At 33.7% G+C, this 22121-nt stretch carries 17 protein-coding genes; 9 read left to right on the top strand and 8 right to left on the bottom strand.

The window, feature by feature from the left end; translation table 11 throughout:
- The first annotated feature begins 132 nt into the window (after positions 1-132).
- From lytS to msrB, 6 genes are all read left to right on the top strand, one after another.
- Positions 133-1902, top strand: coding sequence for a two-component system sensor histidine kinase LytS (lytS, locus tag K5S59_RS15625; protein WP_098872834.1), 1770 nt, complete (start codon positions 133-135; stop codon positions 1900-1902).
- Positions 1880-2620, top strand: coding sequence for a LytR/AlgR family response regulator transcription factor (locus K5S59_RS15620; RefSeq protein WP_000921825.1), 741 nt, complete (start codon positions 1880-1882; stop codon positions 2618-2620). The genes lytS and K5S59_RS15620 overlap by 23 nt, the downstream gene beginning before the upstream one ends.
- 133 nt (positions 2621-2753) lie before the next feature.
- Positions 2754-3185, top strand: a complete 432-nt coding sequence (lrgA, locus tag K5S59_RS15615; RefSeq protein WP_000104907.1) for an antiholin-like murein hydrolase modulator LrgA — start codon at positions 2754-2756, stop codon at positions 3183-3185.
- A gap of 34 nt (positions 3186-3219) precedes the next feature.
- Positions 3220-3912: an antiholin-like protein LrgB gene (lrgB, locus tag K5S59_RS15610; protein ID WP_000168869.1), complete on the top strand. Its 693-nt coding sequence runs from the start codon at positions 3220-3222 to the stop codon at positions 3910-3912.
- Between the two features lie 327 nt (positions 3913-4239).
- On the top strand, positions 4240-5283 hold the full coding sequence (locus K5S59_RS15605; protein WP_001165998.1) for an AI-2E family transporter: 1044 nt from the start codon (positions 4240-4242) through the stop codon (positions 5281-5283).
- 91 nt (positions 5284-5374) lie between these two features.
- Positions 5375-6340, top strand: coding sequence for a peptide-methionine (R)-S-oxide reductase MsrB (msrB, locus tag K5S59_RS15600; RefSeq protein WP_000290149.1), 966 nt, complete (start codon positions 5375-5377; stop codon positions 6338-6340).
- Positions 6341-6365: 25 nt separating this feature from the next.
- Here msrB and K5S59_RS15595 read toward each other — a convergent pair whose 3' ends face one another.
- Positions 6366-9482, bottom strand: coding sequence for an efflux RND transporter permease subunit (locus tag K5S59_RS15595; protein WP_001033506.1), 3117 nt, complete (start codon positions 9480-9482; stop codon positions 6366-6368).
- A 290-nt stretch (positions 9483-9772) separates the two neighbouring features.
- Here K5S59_RS15595 and K5S59_RS15590 point away from each other — a divergent pair, with 290 nt between their 5' ends.
- Positions 9773-10645: a TetR/AcrR family transcriptional regulator gene (locus K5S59_RS15590; protein ID WP_098872546.1), complete on the top strand. Its 873-nt coding sequence runs from the start codon at positions 9773-9775 to the stop codon at positions 10643-10645.
- A 30-nt stretch (positions 10646-10675) separates the two neighbouring features.
- Here K5S59_RS15590 and K5S59_RS15585 read toward each other — a convergent pair whose 3' ends face one another.
- Complete coding sequence (locus K5S59_RS15585) at positions 10676-11647, bottom strand: glycosyltransferase family 2 protein (RefSeq protein WP_120451064.1); 972 nt, start codon at positions 11645-11647, stop codon at positions 10676-10678.
- Between the two features lie 36 nt (positions 11648-11683).
- Positions 11684-12067 (bottom strand): GtrA family protein, encoded by a 384-nt coding sequence (locus K5S59_RS15580; protein ID WP_000413277.1) that lies wholly within the window; start codon positions 12065-12067, stop codon positions 11684-11686.
- Positions 12068-12411: 344 nt separating this feature from the next.
- Here K5S59_RS15580 and K5S59_RS15575 point away from each other — a divergent pair, with 344 nt between their 5' ends.
- Complete coding sequence (locus K5S59_RS15575; RefSeq protein WP_120451063.1) at positions 12412-13872, top strand: glycosyltransferase family 39 protein; 1461 nt, start codon at positions 12412-12414, stop codon at positions 13870-13872.
- 78 nt (positions 13873-13950) lie between these two features.
- Here K5S59_RS15575 and K5S59_RS15570 read toward each other — a convergent pair whose 3' ends face one another.
- From K5S59_RS15570 to K5S59_RS15550, 5 genes are all read right to left on the bottom strand, one after another.
- The gene (locus K5S59_RS15570; RefSeq protein WP_120451062.1) at positions 13951-15414 is read right to left on the bottom strand and encodes an ArnT family glycosyltransferase; all 1464 of its coding nucleotides are present in this window, start codon (positions 15412-15414) and stop codon (positions 13951-13953) included.
- A 94-nt stretch (positions 15415-15508) separates the two neighbouring features.
- Positions 15509-17062 carry an ABC-F family ATP-binding cassette domain-containing protein gene (locus K5S59_RS15565; RefSeq protein ID WP_000055399.1) on the bottom strand — a complete coding sequence of 518 codons (1554 nt, stop codon included), beginning with the start codon at positions 17060-17062 and terminating at the stop codon, positions 15509-15511.
- Between the two features lie 210 nt (positions 17063-17272).
- Positions 17273-18094: a glycosyltransferase family 2 protein gene (locus K5S59_RS15560; RefSeq protein WP_120451061.1), complete on the bottom strand. Its 822-nt coding sequence runs from the start codon at positions 18092-18094 to the stop codon at positions 17273-17275.
- A 28-nt stretch (positions 18095-18122) separates the two neighbouring features.
- Positions 18123-19577, bottom strand: coding sequence for an oligosaccharide flippase family protein (locus K5S59_RS15555; protein ID WP_120451060.1), 1455 nt, complete (start codon positions 19575-19577; stop codon positions 18123-18125).
- Between the two features lie 382 nt (positions 19578-19959).
- A complete protein-coding gene (locus tag K5S59_RS15550) occupies positions 19960-20472 on the bottom strand; it encodes an acyl-CoA thioesterase (RefSeq protein ID WP_048560471.1) in 513 nt (170 codons plus the stop codon).
- Between the two features lie 313 nt (positions 20473-20785).
- Here K5S59_RS15550 and K5S59_RS15545 point away from each other — a divergent pair, with 313 nt between their 5' ends.
- The gene (locus tag K5S59_RS15545; RefSeq protein ID WP_120451059.1) at positions 20786-22099 is read left to right on the top strand and encodes an ArnT family glycosyltransferase; all 1314 of its coding nucleotides are present in this window, start codon (positions 20786-20788) and stop codon (positions 22097-22099) included.
- Positions 22100-22121: the final 22 nt, after the last annotated feature.

Here is a 22121-nt window from a genome sequence, read left to right as displayed (position 1 = left end):
TCTATTACATTGTCAAATAAAGAGAGCGTTATTATGTGTGAAATATTTCAAAAGATATTTCATTCTCCTTGACGCACACTTCATTATTTTCCCATAATAAAAATAACTCATATAAAAAGGAATGAATCACAGATGCTAAATTTAGTACTTATGATGATTGAACGTGTCGGACTTATTGTTATTTTAGGATTTTTACTTTCTCATATTAAAACGTTCAGGCGCCTTCTTCATAGACAAGATGGGTATGTAGATAAGCTTAAGCTTATTTGTATTTTTTCAGTGTTTACAATTGTAAGCAATTACACAGGAATTGAAATTACCGGGAATACAATTATGAAAGAAAATTGGCTACAAGGTGTTTCGTCATCTAGTACAATTGCGAATACACGTATTATGGGTGTTGGAATTAGTGGATTGCTTGGTGGTCCTATCGTCGGCATTGGAGTGGGATCGATTGCGGGTATTCACCGTTATATGCTTGGCGGGACGACAGCACTAAGTTGTGCAATTTCATCAATTTTAGCAGGTGTTATAACGGGGTATATTGGATACATTTTTAAAAAATATAATCGTGCAATTACGCCTAAATTTTCAGCGATTTTAAGTGTATTTATCGTTTCTTTAGAGATGATTATGATCCTATTAATCGTAGAGGATGGGATTAGTATCGTGAAAACAATTGCGATACCAATGATACTTGTAAATAGTTTCGGGAGTTTTATTTTACTTTCTATGATACAAGCTATTTTGCGCCAGGAAGAAAATGCGAAAGCCTTGCAAACGCATAAAGTATTACGAATTGCTGATAAAACATTACCATATTTTCGCCGCGGACTAACAGAAGATTCTTGTAAACATGTGGCACAAATTATTCACCGCTTTACGGGAACAGATGCGGTATCCTTAACAGATACAGAGAAAATATTAGCTCACGTTGGATTAGCATCAGATCACCATATTCCTTCACATAGTTTAATAACGGGTTTATCAAAATCAGTCTTAAAAACAGGGAAAATAATGAAAGCGAAATCACGTGAAAGTATTAATTGTCAGCAGGAAAGATGTCCATTACAAGCGGCAGTTGTTATTCCACTAACTTCACATGGGAATACGATAGGAACATTAAAACTTTATTTTAAAAACTCTAATCAATTAAGTCGTGTGGAAGAAGAGCTAGCGGAAGGGCTAGCGAAAATATTCTCTACACAGCTTGAGTTAGGTGAAGCAGAGTTACAAAGTAAGTTATTGCAAGATGCCGAAATAAAAGCATTACAAGCACAAATAAATCCGCATTTTTTATTTAATGCAATTAATACTGTATCGGCTTTATGTCGAACAGATGTAGAAAAAGCGAGAAAATTATTATTGCAGCTTAGCGTGTATTTTCGTTGTAATTTGCAAGGGGCACGCCAATTGCTTATCCCATTAGAACAAGAGTTAAATCATGTACATGCATATTTATCGTTAGAACAAGCGAGGTTTCCGAATAAGTATGAAGTGAAGATGTACGTTGAGGAAGAGTTAAAGACGACCTTAGTTCCACCATTTGTACTGCAGCTATTAGTTGAAAATGCATTGCGCCATGCTTTTCCGAAAAAGCAGCCAGTGTGCGAAGTTGAGGTACATGTGTTTGAAAAGGAGGGGATGGTGCATTTTGAAGTCCAAGATAATGGACAAGGAATTGAGGATGAACGTCTTGGACAATTAGGGAAAATGGTAGTTCCATCAAAGAAAGGGACTGGAACAGCTTTATATAATATTAATGAACGACTTATCGGGTTATTCGGGAAAGAGACAATGCTTCAAATTGAAAGTAAATTAGAGCAAGGGACAAAGTTCCTCTTTGTAATTCCGAAAAAAGTAGGGGAGGAAAAACGGAGTGTTAAAAGTATTGGTAGTTGATGATGAAATGTTAGCGCGTGATGAATTGAAATATTTATTAGAGCAAACGAAAGAAGTAGAGATAATTGGTGAGGCGGATTGTGTAGAGGATGCATTAGAGGAATTAATGAAAAATAAACCAGATATTGTTTTCCTAGACATTCAGTTATCTGATGATAACGGATTTGAAATTGCAAATATATTAAAGAAGATGAAAAATCCCCCTGCAATTGTGTTTGCTACTGCCTATGATCAATATGCGCTGCAAGCATTTGAAGTAGATGCGTTAGACTACATTTTAAAGCCATTTGATGAAGAACGTATCGTACAGACATTAAAGAAATATAAAAAGCAAAAACAAATAAAATTAGAAACGAAACAAGAAGTAAAGAGTGTAGATGTAACGACCGAGATGCATAAATTAGCATTACCAATTGAAGAATCGATTGTGCTTGTGAATATTGAAGATATTATATATGTAGGACTTGTGGACGGAAAAGTGACAGTAAAAACGACGAGAGAGACATATGTAACACACGATACACTTGTCATTTTGGAAAAGAAGTTGCCGCAAGCAAGTTTTATGCGTGTCCATCGTAGTTTTATTGCAAATATTAATCATATTACAGAAATACAACCATGGTTCAATTCTACATATAATTTAATTATGAAAGAAGGATCAAAAGTACCTGTTAGCCGTACATATGCAAAAGAACTCAAAAAGCTACTTCGTATTTAAGAAGTAGCTTTTTGTATTTCATCTGCCTATTTCTGTAATTAATTTTGTATATTTGACGTTCTGTTGTGTAAACGCTTACAGATTTATTTGTATCTTATACAATTAAGGTACCAAATCGAAAGAGGTGGCCAAAATGAGTACGAAAAAAGTATATAGTTTCTTATCACAAGCATTCATATTTTCAGCTATTATGTTAGTTTCTAATATTATTGCAACGCATTTACCAATTCCGATGCCTTCATCGGTGATCGGATTAGTCATTCTATTTAGCCTATTATGTTTGAAAGTTATTAAATTAGAACAAGTTGAATCACTTGGAACAGCTTTAACAGGTATTATCGGATTCCTTTTCGTCCCATCAGGTATTTCAGTTATTAATTCTCTCGGTGTAATGGGACAATATTTTGTACAAATTTTAACTGTAATTGTTGTAGCAACAATTATTTTACTCGCTGTAACAGGGTTATTTGCACAATTCATTTTAGGAAAAGATGACGAAGAAATAGAAGATACGAAAGAATTGAAAGTAGTAAATAAAGGACGCAAGCACGGAAAAGTTGCATAACCAATTTAGTATATATTGTTAGGAGGGAATGAACATGGCAAGCACAATGACTCCATATTTCGGAATCGTCGTTTCATTAATAGCATACGGAATCGGAACATTATTATTTAAGCATTCAAAAGGATTCTTCTTATTCACACCATTATTCGTAGCGATGGTGTTAGGGATTGTCTTTCTAAAAGTAGGTAATTTTACTTTTGAAGAATATAATACTGGCGGAAAAATGATTAGCTTCTTCTTAGAACCAGCAACAATCGCGTTTGCAATTCCATTATATAAACAAGTGGATAAGTTGAAAAAATATTGGTGGCAAATTTTATCGGCTATCGTAGTTGGGTCTATTTGTTCAGTAATTGTCGTGTTCATTGTTGCCAAAGCAATTGGTCTAGATACAGCGGTAATGAATTCCATGTTACCACAAGCAGCAACAACAGCAATCGCGTTACCGATCTCTGAAAGTATTGGTGGTATACCAGCAATTACATCGTTTGCAGTTATTTTTAACGCAGTTATTGTATACGCATTAGGAGCGTTATTCTTAAAAACATTTAGAGTAAAACATCCAATTGCAAAAGGTTTAGCACTTGGAACAGCAGGTCATGCATTAGGAGTGGCAGTAGGAATTGAAATGGGTGAAGTAGAGGCAGCTATGGCAAGTATTGCTGTAACAGTAGTGGGGGTTGTAACTGTAGTTGTCATACCGATGTTTATGCCATTCATTGGCTAGTAAAACTTACTTAAAAAAATGAGAAAAGCAAGCTATTTGTAGGACAGATTTCTACTGATAGCTTGCTTTTTATGTTACAGTAGTGGTAAGACCTATCTTAACGAAATGTAAGTTTCCTTAAATCTTCATTAATACTGTGTAGAATACGTTTTGAATTAGGTCATTGTATTGTAAAATAAGAAGTAAGCTACTATAGGATCTGCTAAGGGAGACATATAATAAGCTTATAAAAATCTTCATATGAATGAATAACTAAAAGTAGAAAAGAGAGAAAAATCTACTTATTAACGTTTTACTTTATAGGACAGGAGAGAGTACTCGTCGATTATGCAAATAAAAAACCTGTTTCAAAGCAAAGGATTTCAGAGGTTTCTCGTATTAGTAATACTTGCTCTCGTGTTATACGGGCTGCAAAGTATGTTGAATTTAATTTTAATTACGTTTATTCTCACGTATTTAATGGATCGATTCCAAAAGTTTATTTCTCGCAAATTAGATCATTTCATGCCCATTAACCGAAAAATTATTATAGCATTTCTATATGTCATGTTAATTGGTGGAATTGCTATTACGCTATTTAAATATTTACCGGTATTAACGATACAAATTTCACAATTGATTTATCAATTTAACGTATTTTTAAGAAACCCACCGGATAGTGAATTAATTAAGTATGCAGTGAATGCTGTCAATCATATGGAACTTTCGAAATATGTAGGACAAGGCGTTGACATTTTGTATAAATCGATTACGAATGTTGGGAAATTTGGCCTTCAAGTGTTACTTTCTTTAATATTAAGTTTATTTTTCTTATTGGAGAAGGCTCGTATTGTTGCTTTTACTGCAAAATTTAAAGAAAGCCGACTTGCAATTTTCTATACTGAAATTGAGTACTTCGGTAAGAAATTTGCACGTTCATTCGGAAAAGTAATCGAAGCACAATTTTTAATTGCAGTTGTTAACTGCGTTTTATCCGTTATTGCACTATGGATATTAGGATTCCCGCAATTATTAGGTTTAGCGTTAATGATTTTCTTACTCGGTTTAATTCCAGTAGCTGGGGTTATCATTTCGTTATTCCCGCTTTGTATGATTGCTTACAATATCGGCGGTATTATGTACGTTGTTTATATTTTAATTATCGTAACAGTAATTCATGCGCTTGAAAGTTACGTGTTAAATCCGAAGTTTATGTCGCAAAAAACAAACTTACCGATTTTCTATACGTTTATGGTATTAATCTTCTCAGAACACTTCTTAGGTGTATGGGGACTAATTATCGGTATTCCAATCTTCATTTTCTTATTAGATGTCTTAGATGTGACAAGTGATGAAATGGAGAATGACGCCAGAAAAAATAAGGTGAAGTAAAGAAAAAGCATCGATGTTCGATGCTTTTTCTTTTATAACATGATGTTTTTTATGCCATACTGTAAGCAGAAGATAGAATAGGGGTGAAAGAATGGCTGTAAATGAAAAGGTAGAGTTAGCTACATTTGCTGGAGGGTGCTTTTGGTGTATGGTTTCGCCGTTTGAAGAGATGGAAGGAATTATAGAGGTTGTTTCTGGCTATACGGGTGGTCGTAAAGAGAATCCAACGTATAAAGAGGTATGTTCGGAAACGACGGGACATTATGAGGCAGTACAAATTACATTTGACGCAAATAAAATGCCGTATGAGGAGTTATTAAATATATATTGGAGACAAATTGATCCGACTGATGTAGGTGGACAATTCCACGATCGCGGACAGTCTTACGAAACAGTGATTTTTTATCATAATGAAGAACAGCATAAAAAAGCAGAGGCTTCAAAAGAAGAGCTTGCAAAGAGCGGGCGTTTTTCAAAACCAATTGCGACAAAAATATTGCCAGCTACGCCGTTTTATCTGGCTGAGGAATATCACCAAGGATATCATAAGAAAAATACATTCCGCTACGAGTTATACCGTAAAGGCTCAGGGCGAGATGCTTTTATTAAACAACATTGGCCAAAAGATAATGATCATTTAAAAGAAAAACTAAATGAGATGCAATTTTATGTAACGCAGGAAAATGGAACGGAACCACCATTTCAAAATGAGTATTGGAATCATAAAGAAGAAGGTCTTTATGTAGACATCGTTTCAGGAGAACCGTTATTTACTTCTTTAGATAAGTTTGATAGCGGGTGTGGATGGCCTAGTTTTACGAAGCCAGTTATGTCAGCTAGTGTGAAAGAAAAAATGGATGTGAGTCATAATATGACGCGAACAGAAGTGAGAAGTAAGGAAGGAGATTCACATCTGGGGCACGTATTTCCAGACGGTCCAGGACCAGATGGCCTTCGTTACTGTATTAACTCCGCAGCTCTTCGATTTATTCCAAAAGAGGAATTAGAAAAAGAAGGATATGGTGATTTCCTAATCGTATTTGGGAATAAAAAATAACCTCGCAGTTTGCGAGGTTATTTTTTTATTTCACTTTTTTCTTTTTGAACTTGCTTACTACTTCATAAACGATTGGTACAATAAGAAGTGTTAGTAACGTTGAACTTGTTAATCCACCAATTACTGTTACACCAAGTCCTTTAGAAATTAAGCCGCTACCTTCAAATCCTAATGCAAGTGGGATAAGAGCACCGATTGTTGCAATTGCAGTCATTAAAATCGGGCGAAGGCGTGTTGCACCAGCTTCTAATAAAGCTTCACGTGTTGATAGACCTTCATTTTCTTTATGAATAACGCGGTCGATAAGCACGATTGCGTTTGTTACAACGATACCGATTAACATAAGCGCACCAATCATCGCAGAGACACTTAACGTTTCGCCCGAGATTAATAAGGCAACAAGAGCTCCGATAATTGTAAATGGTAGCGAGAATAAAATTGCGAATGGTGCAAGGGCACCGCCAAATGTAACGACAAGAACGAAGTATACGATGGCAATCGCAGCTAACATCGCTAAGCCAAGTTGCTTGAATGATTCTTCAATATCTTTTGTAACGCCGCCCATAGAAACATCTACGCCCGAAGGCAGATCCATTTTATCTACTTCTTTTTGAACAGCGGCGGATGCTTTTGAAACGTCATCAGATGTTAGTTTTGCGCTTACTTCCGCATAAACACGGCCATCGCGGTGTTTTACTGTATTCGAAGTTTCACCTTCTTTTACAGTCATAACATCTTTCACAGCCACTTCAGTACCAAGTGGTGTTGTAATTTTTCGATTTGTTAAGTCATCGATTGTTTCATAATTTTGTTTTTCAGCTTCTACATATACATTGACATCTTTACCGTCTTTTTTAATTGTTGTCAGAACAGGGCGATCATGTGGATTAGAAAGTCCCATTCCAATTTGCGCAGCCGTTAGACCCATTTTACTTAGTTTTTCTTGATCTGCGACTAAAGTGTACTCTGCGTACGTTTTTGCAATACTAGAGTCTACATCTTTTAAGTCTTTACTTTTCTTCATGATATTTTGAATATCTTTTACGACAGGCTTAATGTCTTCCGAGCTATCTCCGTAAACGTATAGTTTAATTTCATTACTACCGCCACTCGCTCCGAAATCTTGGTTTTTCCATTCGCCTTTTCCAGACATCTTCTGTAAATCTTTAACGACTTGCTCTTTCTCTTTTTCAAAGTTTTTTGTGTCGTTATCATATTGTACGAAGAACATTGCTTGATTTGATTGACCAGGGCTCATTGGATTTTCTCCACCTAATGAGAACTGAATTGTTTTCACGTCTTTATTATCTTGGAAATGCTTCTCAGCTTTCGTTGCAATTTTTTCAACATCTTCTAACGTTTGCCCTGGTTCAGGATTGTACGTTGTAATGATCATTTTTTCTTCTTCGGCTGGTAAGAAACTTACACCGATAATTGGCACTAGTGCAAGACTACCAACTAATAGAAGGACAGCGATACTTGATGTAATAATTTTATGATTTAAAGCCCATGCAAGTATGCGTTTATACCAGTTCGCTAATTTACTTGGTTTTTCTTCATGATGTACTTCTTTTTCCCTCATGCTCTCTTTCTTAAATAAAGAGTGAGCTAGCATCGGTACGATTGTAACTGCTACTAGTAACGATGCTAATAAAGCGAAGACGATAGTTAAGGCAAATGGTAAGAACATTTCACCAATCATACCTTTTACTAGTCCAAGCGGTAAGAATACAGCAATCGTTACAATGGTAGAAGACATAATTGGGATGAACATTTCCTTCGTAGCTTCACGAATTAAATCTTTTCCGCGTAGTTTCTCTTCTGATAACGACATTCGTCGGTAAATATTTTCAATAACAACAATGGAGTCATCAACAACGCGTCCAATAGCGACTGTCATTGCTCCAAGTGTCATAATGTTAAGCGTAATATCCATTTGTTTTATGACTAATACAGCAATTAATAAAGAAAGTGGTATGGAAACGACAGAGATTAATGTTGTTCGGATATTTCGTAAGAACAGCATAATAATAACAATCGCAAAGATAGCACCAAAAATGGCTTTGCTCAGCATTGTTTCTACTGATTTCTCAATCGGTGCACCTTGGTCAAATGTTGAAATAATCTCTAAGTCTTTATATTTTTTCTCAAGGTCTTTTACTTTATCTTTCACTGCATTTACAACATCAACTGTATTCGCGTCAGCAGCCTTTACAATTTGAATTCCAATTGCTTCTTTTCCATTTGTTCGAGAAATAGATTCTGCTTTTCCGACTTCCTTAATTTCAGCAATTTCGTCTAATGTAACTGTCGGAATCCCGTTCATAGCGGCTGGATTCATTTGTGGTGTTTGTGCACCGGCACCGGCGTTTTGACTACCTTGGCCGCTTGGTGATGAAGGAACAGCTGGGATTTTTAATTCTTTCAATGCTTTAATTGTTGTAATATTTCCATCTACAACAACTGATTTTTCTGTGTCTTTAAATGTATATAAGCCAAGTGGCAACGATACGTCCGATCCTTTAATTACATTTTTTACAGTATCTTCACTTAAACCTAATTCTTTCATCTTATCTGTCTTGAAGACAAGTTGTACTTCATCTACTTGTTGACCTGAAATTTGAACAGATGCAACACCATCAAGTCCTTTTAATCCTGGCACAACATTCTTCTCTACATTTTCAGTTAAGGTAGCTAAAGATTCATTTTTACTTGCTACGCTTAACGAAATAACTGGAAAGGCATTGAAGTTTACACGTGAAACTTTCGGATCCTTTACGCCTTCTGGCAGTTTCACATTTGCGAGAGCTTCTTTAATTTCTGTTTCAGCCTTTTCCATATTTTTATCAAAATCATATTCTACCTGAATAGAAGATGCGTTTTGAAAAGACGATGAACTAACAACGTTTACACCACTTAAGTTTTGCAGTTGCTCTTCCATCGGTTTTGAAATTTTGTCAGCTACTTCTTCTGGTGTAGCACCAGGATAAACCGTAGTTACTGTTACAACAGGTGTTGTAATATCAGGAATTGTTTCCAGCTTCATATTCAGCCCAGAATAAATACCTGCAATGGTAACAATAATGGTTAGTAGCCAAACTGCGAACTTATTTTTTAACGAGAAATTAATAATTTTGTTCATGTTTGCGCTCCCTTTGTATTGTATTGACCAACTGGTCAGTCTAATACATAATATAACTGACTGATTGGTCAGTCGTCAATGAAAAGGGATGGTATAATAAAGTGAAACTTTAATCAGTGGGGATTTTTTCATTCCACTGATTATTAGTTGAACCAATCGGGCTTTTACGGGCAGCCCGCTCCCCACCGAACTTCTTTGTTTGCGCTGAATTTTGAGGCGGGGGCTTACTGCCCGGCGAATAGCGGGATAAATTCATAATAAGATGCGAGATTAAATTTAGGAGAGAAAATATGAAAGAAAAAGAACGTTTAATTATAGAGATGGCTATGAAGTTATTTGCGACTAAGGGTGTAAATGCGACATCAGTACAGGAAATTGTGACTGCTTGTGGCATATCTAAGGGAGCTTTCTATTTATACTTTAAATCGAAAGAGGAGCTTTTATTAGCAACACTTCGATATTACTATGACAAGATTCAAAATAAAATGATGGATATTGAAAAAGAATCGTTATTACCGCGTGAAAAATTTGCAAAGCAATTGCATTGCCAGTTTAACGATATACAAAAGCATAAAGAATTTATTATTATGCACGCGAGAGAAAATGCTATACCTTTTAATAAAGAAGTAGAAGAGTTTATGATGCGGATGAAGTTAGAGTCTCATGCATTTTACCGGAATAGTTTACTGTCTATTTATGGTGAGAAGGTTATGCCTTATTTATTAGATTTAGTTATTATGGTAGAAGGCATATGCCGTGGATATTTAGAGTTAATTATTTTACAAGCGTCAGAAATTGACTTATCTTATGTTTCTGCTTTTATTTTGAAAAGAGTAGATGATTTAGTAGATGGATTGGTAGAATCTTCGGAAGAACCTGTGTTACATGAAGAAAAGCTGGGAGAATTCCTTTGCAAATCAGAGCTCATTAAGGAGCAGGTTAAGGAACACTTTTTAAAAGAAATTATCGTTTTTAAACGCACATTAGCTGATCAATTAGAAAATGAGGAATTGCTTGTTACATTAGATGTTTTGGAGGCAGAAATGAGATTGCAAAATCCAAGGATCCCGGTCATCCAAGGGATGTTATCTAATTTAGAGGTATATCAAAATTTAAAAGAATTTCGTTTGAGGCTTATGGGGTATTACAATATAAAAAGGTAACAATGATAGTTTTCATTGTTACCTTTATTATTATGCATTCACTTTTTCTTTTGTTTGTGTAGTCTCTTCTTGCTCGATATTGATTGTTTCTTTCACAATATAAATCGGACGGTTTTTACTCTCGTCATAAATACGAGCAATATATTGGCCAACGATTCCAAGACCAAGCAACTGAATACCGCTAAAGAATGTAATAGCGACCATAATAGATGCCCAACCTGTTTGTGTACCAGAGCCAATAATTTTCACAGTAATTGTATATAGTAAGACAATTATTGAAATAAGAACTGATAATAAGCCTAAAGTCATAACGATACGTAACGGTTTTGTTGAAAACGCAATAATGCCATCAGATGCAAATTTAATCATTTTCTTCAATGGATATTTTGTTTCACCAGCAAAGCGCTCATCGCGTTCATATTCAACGTACGTTTGGCGGAAGCCAACCCAAGACATCATCCCACGAATGAAACGATTGCGCTCAGTCATTTGATTGAAAACATCAGCTACTTTACGATCGATGATTCGGAAATCACCAGTATCTTTTGGGATATCGATATCAGACATGTAGTTTAAGAATTTATAGAAATATTTAGCTGTTAAAAGTTTAAACCAAGTTTCACCTTTACGTTGTTTACGTTTCGCATAAACAACTTCATATCCTTCTTCCCATTTTGCAATAAGTTCAGGAATAACTTCAGGTGGATCTTGTAAGTCTGCATCGATAATTACAATAGCGTCACCTTTTGCAGCAGCAATACCAGCTGTAACGGCTATTTGGTGTCCAAAATTACGTGCGAAATTGACGATTTTTGTACGGTGATCATTTGCTGCAATCTCAGATAAGATCTCCATTGTACGGTCTGTGCTACCGTCGTTTACAAAGACAAACTCGTAATTAATATCATTTTGAAGCATAACGGACTTTAAACGGTTATAACATTCCTGTGCTACTTCTTCCTCGAAGTACATAGGAACTACAACCGAAATTAATTTTTGCATGTTGTATCCTCCGTAGTTTTAATAAGTTGTTTAAGTTTAATTAGTAGCCTTTTCAGTTTGGTTGAATGTCCAAATTTTATTAAGGACAAAATTGATAACCATTCCGACACCAATTGCGAAAATCTGTGCAATTAACGCATTAAGGGTAAGTTTATCTACTAATATAAATAAACATAATGTATTAAAAGCAAATACAATTAAATTTACAGTTAGAAATTTAAAGAACATTGACGTGCTTTTATTATTAGGTTTAAACACCCAATTTTTATTCCAATAGTAGCTATTGGCAACACCAATTGAATAGGCAATGGTATTCGCAATAAGGTAGTTCAACCCAAATTTTAATAATATCCAAAAGCTAATAATTGTAATGAGCGTATTAAAGATTCCTACTAAACCAAACTTTAAGAGTTTCTCCATAATAGTATCCTCATCTTTATAAAATATATAAATAAAACAGGAAATGTAGAAAGGTTATTCGTACATAACAAATACTTATTATAGCATATTTTATGCTGAAACGTTATTTATTTTGATTAGAGTGATTTTTTGAGTAATTAGAAAAAATGGGTATTATATACAAAATATAGATAAATATATGATATGCTTTACGTACCACCGACAATTAAAAAGTATAGTGCGAACAAAAATAACATGTGTATTTTTGGTTTTGTGGTAAAAATGAATAGTCCTAAATTTTCATTATGTTTTTGTAATGGAGATAACGTTATTCTTAATACTAATCTTTAAAGGAGTAAATTGTTTTGAAATTATTTTTTAAAGGCATGTCTAATTTTTCTACACGTGCGGTATATGTTATATACGTTTTTTTTACTTTAGCATTACTTATTAATTATTTTTCAGATACTCAAAAGTATAATTATGTAACATTATTAGTGGGTGTTTTATTATTATCTATAGTGGGAAGTTTTATCCTTAGAAAAAGTTCGCTGTATCTAGAAAAATTAAGTGAAAAAAAATGCTTTTTTGTTTTAGTAATCGTTTGTTTTGCATTCAAATTAGCATGGGTGCTTAGGTACCAAATTCAACCATTGGTTGATTATGCTACATTTTATTATACTGCAGAAGCACTAAGTGAAAACTTTGTCATTGATAATAGATACATCGCATTATTTCCACATATTTTTGGATATGCTTCGTTTTTAAGTATTTTCATGAAAATCTTTGGATCTAGTTATATGATACCACCTATTTTAAATGTTATTTTAACTACAATATCAATGGGGTTAATATATGCTATATCTAGAAAAATTGGTGGGGTTAAAACGGCAATAACAGCAAGTGTTTTATGGATAGCGTTACCTTCTCAAACGATTTATAATATGTTTGCAATGTCAGAACCGCTCTATTGTACAGTACTGTTGTTGATTTGGCTTATTATGATAATGACTCATGAAAAAATCGCCAATATAAATATAAAACGATTACTTGTTTATTCCGTTTTAATAGCAGCCTTACTTGCATTTATGAATATGGTGCGACCAATTGCAGCAGTTCCAATTATTGCTCTATTGATATGGTTTTTTATTATAGATACAAAGCATGTAGGGAATAAAAAAATATGGCTAAATAAGATAACGTATGTAGGAGTTATTGTTGTAGGATACCTTATTTTTTCTTCCGCAATAAATCAGTATATAACAGTACGTTTAGGTGAAGAGATAGCGTCAACCCCAGGGTATAACATTTATGTAGGATTTAATGAAGAAAGCTCGGGGAAATGGAATCGACCCGATGCTGAACTATTGTTTCATTATAGTAATAAACCAGGATGGAATGCGAATGATGCTCAACAGAAAATGCTAGAAGAAGCAAAAGAGAGGATAAAAAATGATAATATTGATTTTGTGAAATTATTCTCCAATAAATTCTTTGAGCTTTTAGGTGAGGATAGTGCAGCAGTTTCTTATGCTGATCCTGCATTAGATCATATAGTACGATATACAGTAGCATCTAATATGTTTTATTACTTCTTAATTGTTACTTCATTAGTAGGTGTATTGGTGGCTATTAAAAATAAAAACAAATCGTCTCTATTTATTATTTGCTTATACGCGATAGGATTAACAATGGCACAGTTGTTAGTAGAAGTGGCATCAAGATATCATTATTCAGCCACCATTTCAATGATCATTTTGGCTGCATTTGGTATAAATCATGCTTACAATAAAAAAGAAAATATAGATATACATGAAAAGGCATGAGCTCGGTATTGCACCGGTCTCATGCCTTTTTAGTTCATTTTAATGTGTTTTGATGATTAACTTTTCACTGGTTCAAGTTTAGTTTTGTGCTTTGGAGGTTTTTCTGTTTGGTATAAATCGATAGCATAAATATAGTCCATAACTTTGAATGATTGTAAAGCTAGGAATGATAAAGTATCGATATCTTGTTTGGTATTCAATTAAGAAGTGAACAGTTACATAACCAATTATTAATAGTAAAAATATTGTGTAATGCGTGTTGTTTTGCTTAGTCAATATGAGATAAAGAAGTGCTAGCGTACCAAATAGCATAGCTGTCATATACATATACTTTTCATATTTCATAAGGTCGTTTTGTAAAGTAATCATATTATTATCTGTGTTCCCCAGTGTTAGTAGACTCCATGATGGGGCGGAGTCGTAATCTGCCCACATGAGCGTGAACTTATCACCGAATAAAGATAAAACCTTCTGTGGATCAGCTAGTCGCTCTTGAATCAGTTTCTTTTCAGCTGCTTTTCGTTCTTCACCAATCTCAAAGGACATCATATATTCTGCATCTGCTGTAGAGTAACCACCTTTTGTTTCATGATTAAGTCCTACTGTGAATTTCCAGAGAGGGTCACGGTTGGATAGTGGGTATTGTGTAATTCCGGCAGATATAAATGAATAACTTATAATGTAATGAACAAGGTAAAATACGATGAAAATCCCACAAAGTTTTTTAATAGAAGTGAAAATATCTCGTTTCGATTTCCCTAACATACCGTGTAAAAAGAAATAAATAGTTACTGCAATTAGGATTATGCCACCAAGTGGGCGCATGATGTCTCCTAAAGAAAGAGAGATCCCTATAAAAATCCACATATATTTATGACTTAAGCCTTTTGTAATTAATAAATAAAACCCAAGATAAAATAGGAATGTGGCAAGGTGTTGATTTGTTAGGACTGAGCTTAATACAATACTTGGGATATATAATGCATATATTAATCCCGCCACGCGTCCAGTCCACTCATTAAATATGTGAGAAGTTATTTTGTAAACTAATAATGTTGTTCCTGTGCAATATAACACATTTAAGAACTTTAGAAAGAAAGTCCCCTCACCGAATAAATTAATAATTAAAGCTTGATACATTGTAAATCCAAGCTGATAAACCCAAGAAGTATAATATATACTTTGAGCAAAACTAAAATCTCCTTTAGTTGCTTGTACGGCTCCATTGTACATCATAGCAAAATCTGATTCGATAGGAGTTTGGATATTAAGAAACCAGATGAATCGAATAGAGAAGGCTAAAATGATAAGTGCAATAGTAAATATTAGTTTTGACATATATTTATTGGTAATATAGCCAATGAGTATAAATAGAAGGCCTATTAAAATGATGCTTGGGATTATAATAAGTAAACGAGTGTCGGCCTGTGCTCTAACCACGGATACTGAGTCCCATGTAATAGCTGCAGAAATAATTAGACATAGCACTAATAAGCATTTCACAAAAAATGTATTGAGTTTTAGAAAAAATGTACTTTGCATTATATATAAAAACTCCTTATCAAACCTTATGGTATTTTAAAACGAAATCCCTTTACACGCTAAATAGCAGTGTAAAGGGATGTTTTTTAGGGGATTAAGAATTTTCTTGGGCCCATTTTTCTACATCCCAAGTTTTTGTTATCCAATCTTCATAAAAGTCTGGTTCGTGACATACAAGAAGAATTGTTCCTTTGTATGCTTTCATCGCTTTTTTCAGCTCATCTTTTGCTGTAACATCAAGGTGGTTTGTTGGCTCATCAAAGAGTAGCCAGTTACTTTCTTCGCCCATTAGTTTACATAAACGAACTTTTGCTTGTTCGCCACCGCTTAATTGATTCAGTGGACGAGAGATATGTTCGTTTTTTAAACCGCATTTCGCTAACATTGCACGTACTTGATGTTGGTCTAAGCTAGGGAATGTATTCCAAACATCATCAATTGGTGTTACATTATCAGCTTTTACTTCTTGCTCGAAGTAGGATGGGTTTAAGAAGTCACCAAGACTTGTTTTTCCGCTTAATGGTTTAATTTTACCTAAAATCGTTTTTAATAGTGTTGACTTACCGACACCATTACATCCAACAATTGCAATTTTTTCACCGCGTTCAATTGTCATTGTTAATTTCGGTAATAATGGATGTGTATATCCAATCTCTACATTTTCTCCTTCAAAGACGAATCGACTACTTGCACGACTTTCTTTAAATGAGAATTCAGGTTTAATTGCTGTTTCAGGACGATCGATACGTTCCATACGATCGAGTTGTTTTTGACGACTCTTTGCACGACCTGTCGTTGAGTAACGAGCCTTATTTTTCGCAATAAAATCTTCTTGTTTTTTAATAAACTCTTTTTGTTTTTCGTAAGCATTAATATGCTGATTTTTATTAATTTCCGCTAGTTCTAGGAATTTTTCATATGTCGCTGTATAACGCGTCATTTTTGTAAACTCTAGATGGAAAATAACATCGACACATTTATTCATAAATTCCGTATCATGGGAAATTAATAGGAATGCATGTGGATATTCTTTTAAATAATTTGTTAACCAATGAATATGTTCAACGTCTAAATAGTTGGTAGGTTCATCTAATAGTAATACTTCTGGTTGTTCAAGTAGTAATTTTGCAAGTAATACTTTTGTACGTTGTCCACCACTTAACGCCGCAACATCACGATCTAGGCCAATTGCGTCGATTCCAAGACCACGTGCTGCTTCTTCAATTTTCATATCTAATAAATAGAAGCCACCTGCTTCAAGGGCATCTTGAATTTCTGCCATTTGCTCAAGAAGTTCCTCTAATTCTTCCGGTGTAGCAGTTCCCATTTTTTCTGTAACTTCATTTAAAGCTTTTTCTTTTTCAAATAAAGGTAAAAACGCATCTGCTAATACGTCACGAATCGTGCGACCGGGTGTTAAAATGGTATGTTGGTCTAAGTAACCATAATTTGTACCAGGTGTCCATTCTACACGACCTTCGTCATGGATAAGCTGACCAGTAATTATATTCATAAATGTTGATTTACCAACACCGTTTGCTCCAACTAATCCAACATGTTCTCCTGCGAGTAAGCGCATAGATACATCTTTAAATAATGTACGATCACCAAATGTATGACCTAATTTTTCAACAGTTAATAAGCTCATAATGTCCTCCGTTCATTTCTAAATAGTGTCTTGAATCATGATACTAAATTCTTTGATATAATGCTATCATTTCAAAAATATATAATGTAATTGACCAGCGGGGGATGCGATTATAAAAGAATAATGGGTTATTTTTCAAGAAATAAGCGATGCAAGAGAAATAAAAAAACAAGATGTAACCATTTAATAAAAGTGGTTACATCTTGTTTTTTATTTTAAATATCCACGAACAATACCGCGTAAGCGATTTGCGTGGAATTTACGCTTATCATTAGAAATGTTTTGTGTCATACGGAATGATGCGGCAGCGACAGCACGTAAGAAATAGGGGAATCCATAGTGTAAGCGAATAACCCTACCAAAACCACCAGCATAAGAAATAGCACGTTTTAATGATTGTTCATTAATAATTTCCTCTTTTACAGGATGGTATACGAACAGATCTTTTCTAAATAAACCAGTATAATTTTGTTTCATACCACGTAGTACAAAGTCAGTTTCTTCACCAGCTCCATAAATCGTTCCAGAACCAACACCTAAATCTTCATCAAATGTACCTACATCTCGTACAAATTGTTTTGTGAAGAATAGTGTGAAAGAAGGTCCCATGAATCCATATTTATTATTTAAAATAATATCTGAATTCGGTGCGTGTATTAAAGAACCTGTCCCTTCCACATTTGTAGTGTTTGTTGAGATGAAATGAACATCTTTATTAGAGTTGAAAGTTTCTAATATACTCTCTAAAACATTTGTTTCATAAATACAATCATCATCTGGAAAAGCGATGAAATCACCATCTGCTACTTTTAAGCCTGCATTTCGAGCTCTCGATAGACCTTTAATAGGTGTGTAAATGTAATTAATAGAAAATTTATCTTTATATGCATCAAATAAATCAGAGATTGGCGTATCATTTTGATCTACTACGATAAGTTCAAAGTTTTTGTAAGTTTGTTGTTCAAGTGATTTTAGTAAGTCAAGAATATCATCACGTCTGCCACAAGTAGCCATGATTAAAGAAAATTTCAAGTTTAACAGCTCCTTTTAGAGATTGCGTTTAAGCTTTTTTGAATCGTGCTAATATCTTTTCAAGTAGTGAAAAGAGAATTTCATCCTTTGTTATAAAGAGGATAAGAGCATATGTTAATCCACACGTCATTATTACTAGGATAACTTGTAGTATTTGTCCAGATACGAGCATATCAATAACGAATGCTATCGGGACAAATGTTAGTGAATAAAATAGATATTTAAGTTTTTGTATATCGAATAACGTATAATTCACTTTTAATTTCTTTTTCACATAAATATATTCAAATGTGATTAAGAAACAATTCGCAATTGTTGTTGTGAAAATTGCGGTTGTTGGTGTAAGTACATGGAAGTATATTAGTGCAATATTGGATGCTAAGTTGATAAATCCACAAATGAATAAAAATCGCACTAAAATGCTTTCTTTCTTTTTCACATAAATAATTTGATTCGATAAAATGGACTCAATACCGACTGTAATCATATAGAAGGCGAAAACAATTAATGTATTACCAGCCGCAGCAAATTGTTGTCCACCGTAAATAACAACAGCTCCATGAGCAATGAGCATTAAACCAATTGAGGCAGGGAATAGGGTAATGAAATATACTTTTGAAATTTTGTTTAATAATGATTCGTATTCTATTTCAGATGCGTTCCCTGATAAGTAAGACAGTCTTGGAACGGTTACTTGTACAACACTTAACATAAGTGTATTAATAATCATCATAATTTGAAAAGCCATTACGTAATATGCAACTTCTTCTTTTCCAACATATACCCCTAAAACAAGACGATCTAATTGAGTATATAAAATATTAGCATTTGAAAAAATCAAGACTAATAGTAACGGTTTCAAATGAGGAATAATCGTTAAGTCGGAAAAATCAAATTTCACTTGGCGTTTCACATATATAAAGCTAATAGAGTGGTTTAAAAATGTCGATAATACTAATAAACCAGCATATGTTTTGTAATCGTCGACCCCATGAATGAAAGAGAAAAGAAGTACGACATAGATTAATCGAACGATAACTGTTTTTTTAGTGATGAAGTCATAATTTTCATATGCTTCATTGAACCATTCCACATAAAACATATTAGATATAAAGTTAAAACCGAAAATAAGAAGAACAGGAAATAGACTTTCATGTCCGTATCCAATATAACTAAAGAGCACAAAGCCTGATAAAGCCAAAATACTAGTTGTGAAATTAATTACATAGAGACTTGTAAATAATTTAGAAACTTTCTTTTTATCGTTTTTAATTAAGCTAATTTCACGTAAACCATATTGATATACACCAAATACGGCGAACACGAAGAAGTAATTGAAAAAAGTTTCAGCAAGATTAACGGTTCCGATTGAATTTGCTCCTAACGTTCGATATGCGTAAGGACCAACTAAAATTGGAAGTATAATATTAAACGTGTTGAGCAGTATTTTATAAAAAATATTTGAAGCAATTGATTTCTGCATAATTTCACCTTTCCATTAAAATAATCCAGTTTCATTAAAATACTTGCTATGTCATAGTAAGGTTTTTTTACTAGAGTTAATTCTCTCAATATAATGAAGTGTAAGGTGTTTTCTACACGATTTACAAATCCTTAAATTGTTTTGTTGACCACCCGTATAAGTGTACCCTACATAAACTTTGTAAATCAACTGTTGATGGCATAGAACCCTATTATAAATGGGGTTTTATTCATTAAAAAAGCTAAGGCTGAGCAGGTATGTATAAAATATTACATAATATGTGTGAAAAGGGGTAATGGTTGTATGAAGGTGTGGAATTGCTTATAAAAATGAGCGAATACATGATAGGTATTCGCTCAGAAGATGTTTTAATGGTGACGGTCTATATACTCCAAGGCTTACTTAAAGTTAGAACTTCAGCCATTTCTTTGCTTTTTACACGCCCTTTTTTTCTATTTTCTGCACGCTCAGAACCAGTTGTGTGTAGCCAATGTTCTTCTTCAGTTTCCGGTAGTACTTGTGGAACAGATGAAGGTTTTCCATCTTTTAATGCAACGAATGTAATGAAACATGTTGCAGCTATTCTACGTTCGCCTGCTAATAAATTCTCTGCAATTACTTTTACGAACACTTCCATTGAAGATTTTCCTGTATAACATACGAATGCTTCGTAACAAACAGAATCTGCTTGGTGAATGGGAGTTAAAAAATCAACCGAATCGATAGATGCTGTTACGCAATGTTTACGGCTATGTCTTGCAGCTGCAATTGAAGCGATACTATCAATTTCTGCTAATAATTTTCCTCCGAAAAGTGTTTGATGATTATTTAAATCATTCGGAAAAACACGTGTTGTTTTAATTGCTTTGGATTCTCGCATGAATTTCTTTTCCATATGGTCAGCCCCTATTTTCTGTTTTCAATCAGAATGACATGTATTGTAAGTGGAGTACAAATAAAAATCGATAGATATTTAATGAAGTAAAGTAAAGAATTCCAGAAGAGGGTTAGTAAAACTTCTGTATTTGTATTCATGTAACTGAAAGAAAATTTATTACTATATAAAGTGTAGTGTAAAAGAGGATTCGCTTACATTGCAAGTGAAAAAATCAGGACCCTGTATTTGTCATAGAAATTCCCTATCAGCTGTGTACCTATTCATGATAGAATCGTTTTGTTATGAATGGAAGTAGAGGTGCAATGGACATATGAATCATATACAAACAAATTTTTCGTCTTTTTTCAGTAAAATAATGATTGGTGCGATGCTCGCATTTTTTGTTTATAGTTGTTGGTCAGCGTTTGAAACAAGTAAACAATTTTTTGGCGACAGTACAACAAGTGTAACAATCGTATTGGTCATTTTTGTTATTCTCATGCTGTTAGTGGCATCGATTTTACAGTATCGTTTTACAGATAAACAATTTCTTGTTTTCCTTATAAGTACATCTATAATTGTGAGACTTAGCATGGTTCTATTTGTAGATGTTCCGATAATTGGCGATATGAAAGCTATGTTTGAGTCTGCAAAGCAGATTGCAATCGGTAATAACGTAGAGAACATAGCGCAGTTACCTTTTATTATTTATGAATCAATTATTATTCGTGTATTTGGTGATACAGTATTTGCATTGCAGTTATTCAATATTTTATTTTGCACAGGGACTGCATTTTTCATTTATCGTATTGCAGCAATGATTTTTGGAGAAGAATGCGGCCGTATTGCTTCTGTATTTTACGCTTTATATATTCCGAATATATTTATGAGTTCCTTATTAACATCAGAATCGCTCGCGATATTTTTATTTTATTTGGCTTGCTACATACTTTTATATAAAGGTTTAGATCATCCTTATATGTGGGTACTTTCAGCAATTTTATTTGCATGCAGTAATATGATTTTCCCAATGGGATTATTTCTTCCTATTTTTATTGCTGTATATGTGTTGTTAATTGAATTCTTTCAATCAGCAATGAAGCAAAAAGTACTATTAAAGATGATAGGGATACTTATTCTATTTTATAGTGCCCATTTTGGTGTGAGTTATGGAATTCAAACGATGGGAATGTCACAATATACAATTTCAAATGAGACGTATGTACAATCTGTTTTAATTGGAAAAAGTAAAAATGAGGAAAAAATAACAAAGAACCAAAGCGTAACAGAGCATATTGATCAAAGGCTAAAAGAGATTGAAGAAGAAAGATTTAAACTTTTAAAGCCAGTAATTAATCAATTCTCAGGTGAGGGAATACATTCTATTCTATTTAAATGTGAAAAACTTATATATATAGCGGTAACGTTATTTATGTCTATAGCTTTATTACACTTTCTTATTAAGAAACAACAAAACGAAGGGTATATGTTGTTCGTTTTGTTAATTAGCGGATACGTATTGTTAAGGCTCTTCCAAGTAGATATGGCATATTACAACCTTATGGTGCCAGCTTTGTTTATTTTACAAAGCTTTGGTGTTTATATGAGTTATGTGTATTGTCAAAAAATATTCTTCAGAAAATAAAAAGAATCCAGTTTGGATTCTT

It is taken from the genome of Bacillus sp. BML-BC051, assembly GCF_019656175.1.
Taxonomy (GTDB): domain Bacteria; phylum Bacillota; class Bacilli; order Bacillales; family Bacillaceae_G; genus Bacillus_A; species Bacillus_A mobilis.
This window is presented reverse-complemented; position numbering and strand designations above follow the sequence as displayed.

Excerpts from the sequence above, each read along its gene's own strand:
- K5S59_RS15565 (WP_000055399.1), bottom strand. The coding sequence starts at position 17,062 with ATGAGCTTATTAACTGTTGAAAAATTAGGTCATACATTTGGTGATCGT.
- msrB (WP_000290149.1), top strand. The coding sequence starts at position 5,375 with ATGGCTGTAAATGAAAAGGTAGAGTTAGCTACATTTGCTGGAGGGTGC.
- K5S59_RS15590 (WP_098872546.1), top strand. The coding sequence starts at position 9,773 with ATGAAAGAAAAAGAACGTTTAATTATAGAGATGGCTATGAAGTTATTT.
- lrgB (WP_000168869.1), top strand. The coding sequence starts at position 3,220 with ATGGCAAGCACAATGACTCCATATTTCGGAATCGTCGTTTCATTAATA.
- lrgA (WP_000104907.1), top strand. The coding sequence starts at position 2,754 with ATGAGTACGAAAAAAGTATATAGTTTCTTATCACAAGCATTCATATTT.
- K5S59_RS15580 (WP_000413277.1), bottom strand. The coding sequence starts at position 12,067 with ATGGAGAAACTCTTAAAGTTTGGTTTAGTAGGAATCTTTAATACGCTC.
- K5S59_RS15545 (WP_120451059.1), top strand. The coding sequence starts at position 20,786 with ATGAATCATATACAAACAAATTTTTCGTCTTTTTTCAGTAAAATAATG.
- K5S59_RS15605 (WP_001165998.1), top strand. The coding sequence starts at position 4,240 with ATGCAAATAAAAAACCTGTTTCAAAGCAAAGGATTTCAGAGGTTTCTC.
- K5S59_RS15555 (WP_120451060.1), bottom strand. The coding sequence starts at position 19,577 with ATGCAGAAATCAATTGCTTCAAATATTTTTTATAAAATACTGCTCAAC.
- K5S59_RS15550 (WP_048560471.1), bottom strand. The coding sequence starts at position 20,472 with ATGGAAAAGAAATTCATGCGAGAATCCAAAGCAATTAAAACAACACGT.
- K5S59_RS15570 (WP_120451062.1), bottom strand. The coding sequence starts at position 15,414 with ATGCAAAGTACATTTTTTCTAAAACTCAATACATTTTTTGTGAAATGC.
- lytS (WP_098872834.1), top strand. The coding sequence starts at position 133 with ATGCTAAATTTAGTACTTATGATGATTGAACGTGTCGGACTTATTGTT.
- K5S59_RS15595 (WP_001033506.1), bottom strand. The coding sequence starts at position 9,482 with ATGAACAAAATTATTAATTTCTCGTTAAAAAATAAGTTCGCAGTTTGG.
- K5S59_RS15585 (WP_120451064.1), bottom strand. The coding sequence starts at position 11,647 with ATGCAAAAATTAATTTCGGTTGTAGTTCCTATGTACTTCGAGGAAGAA.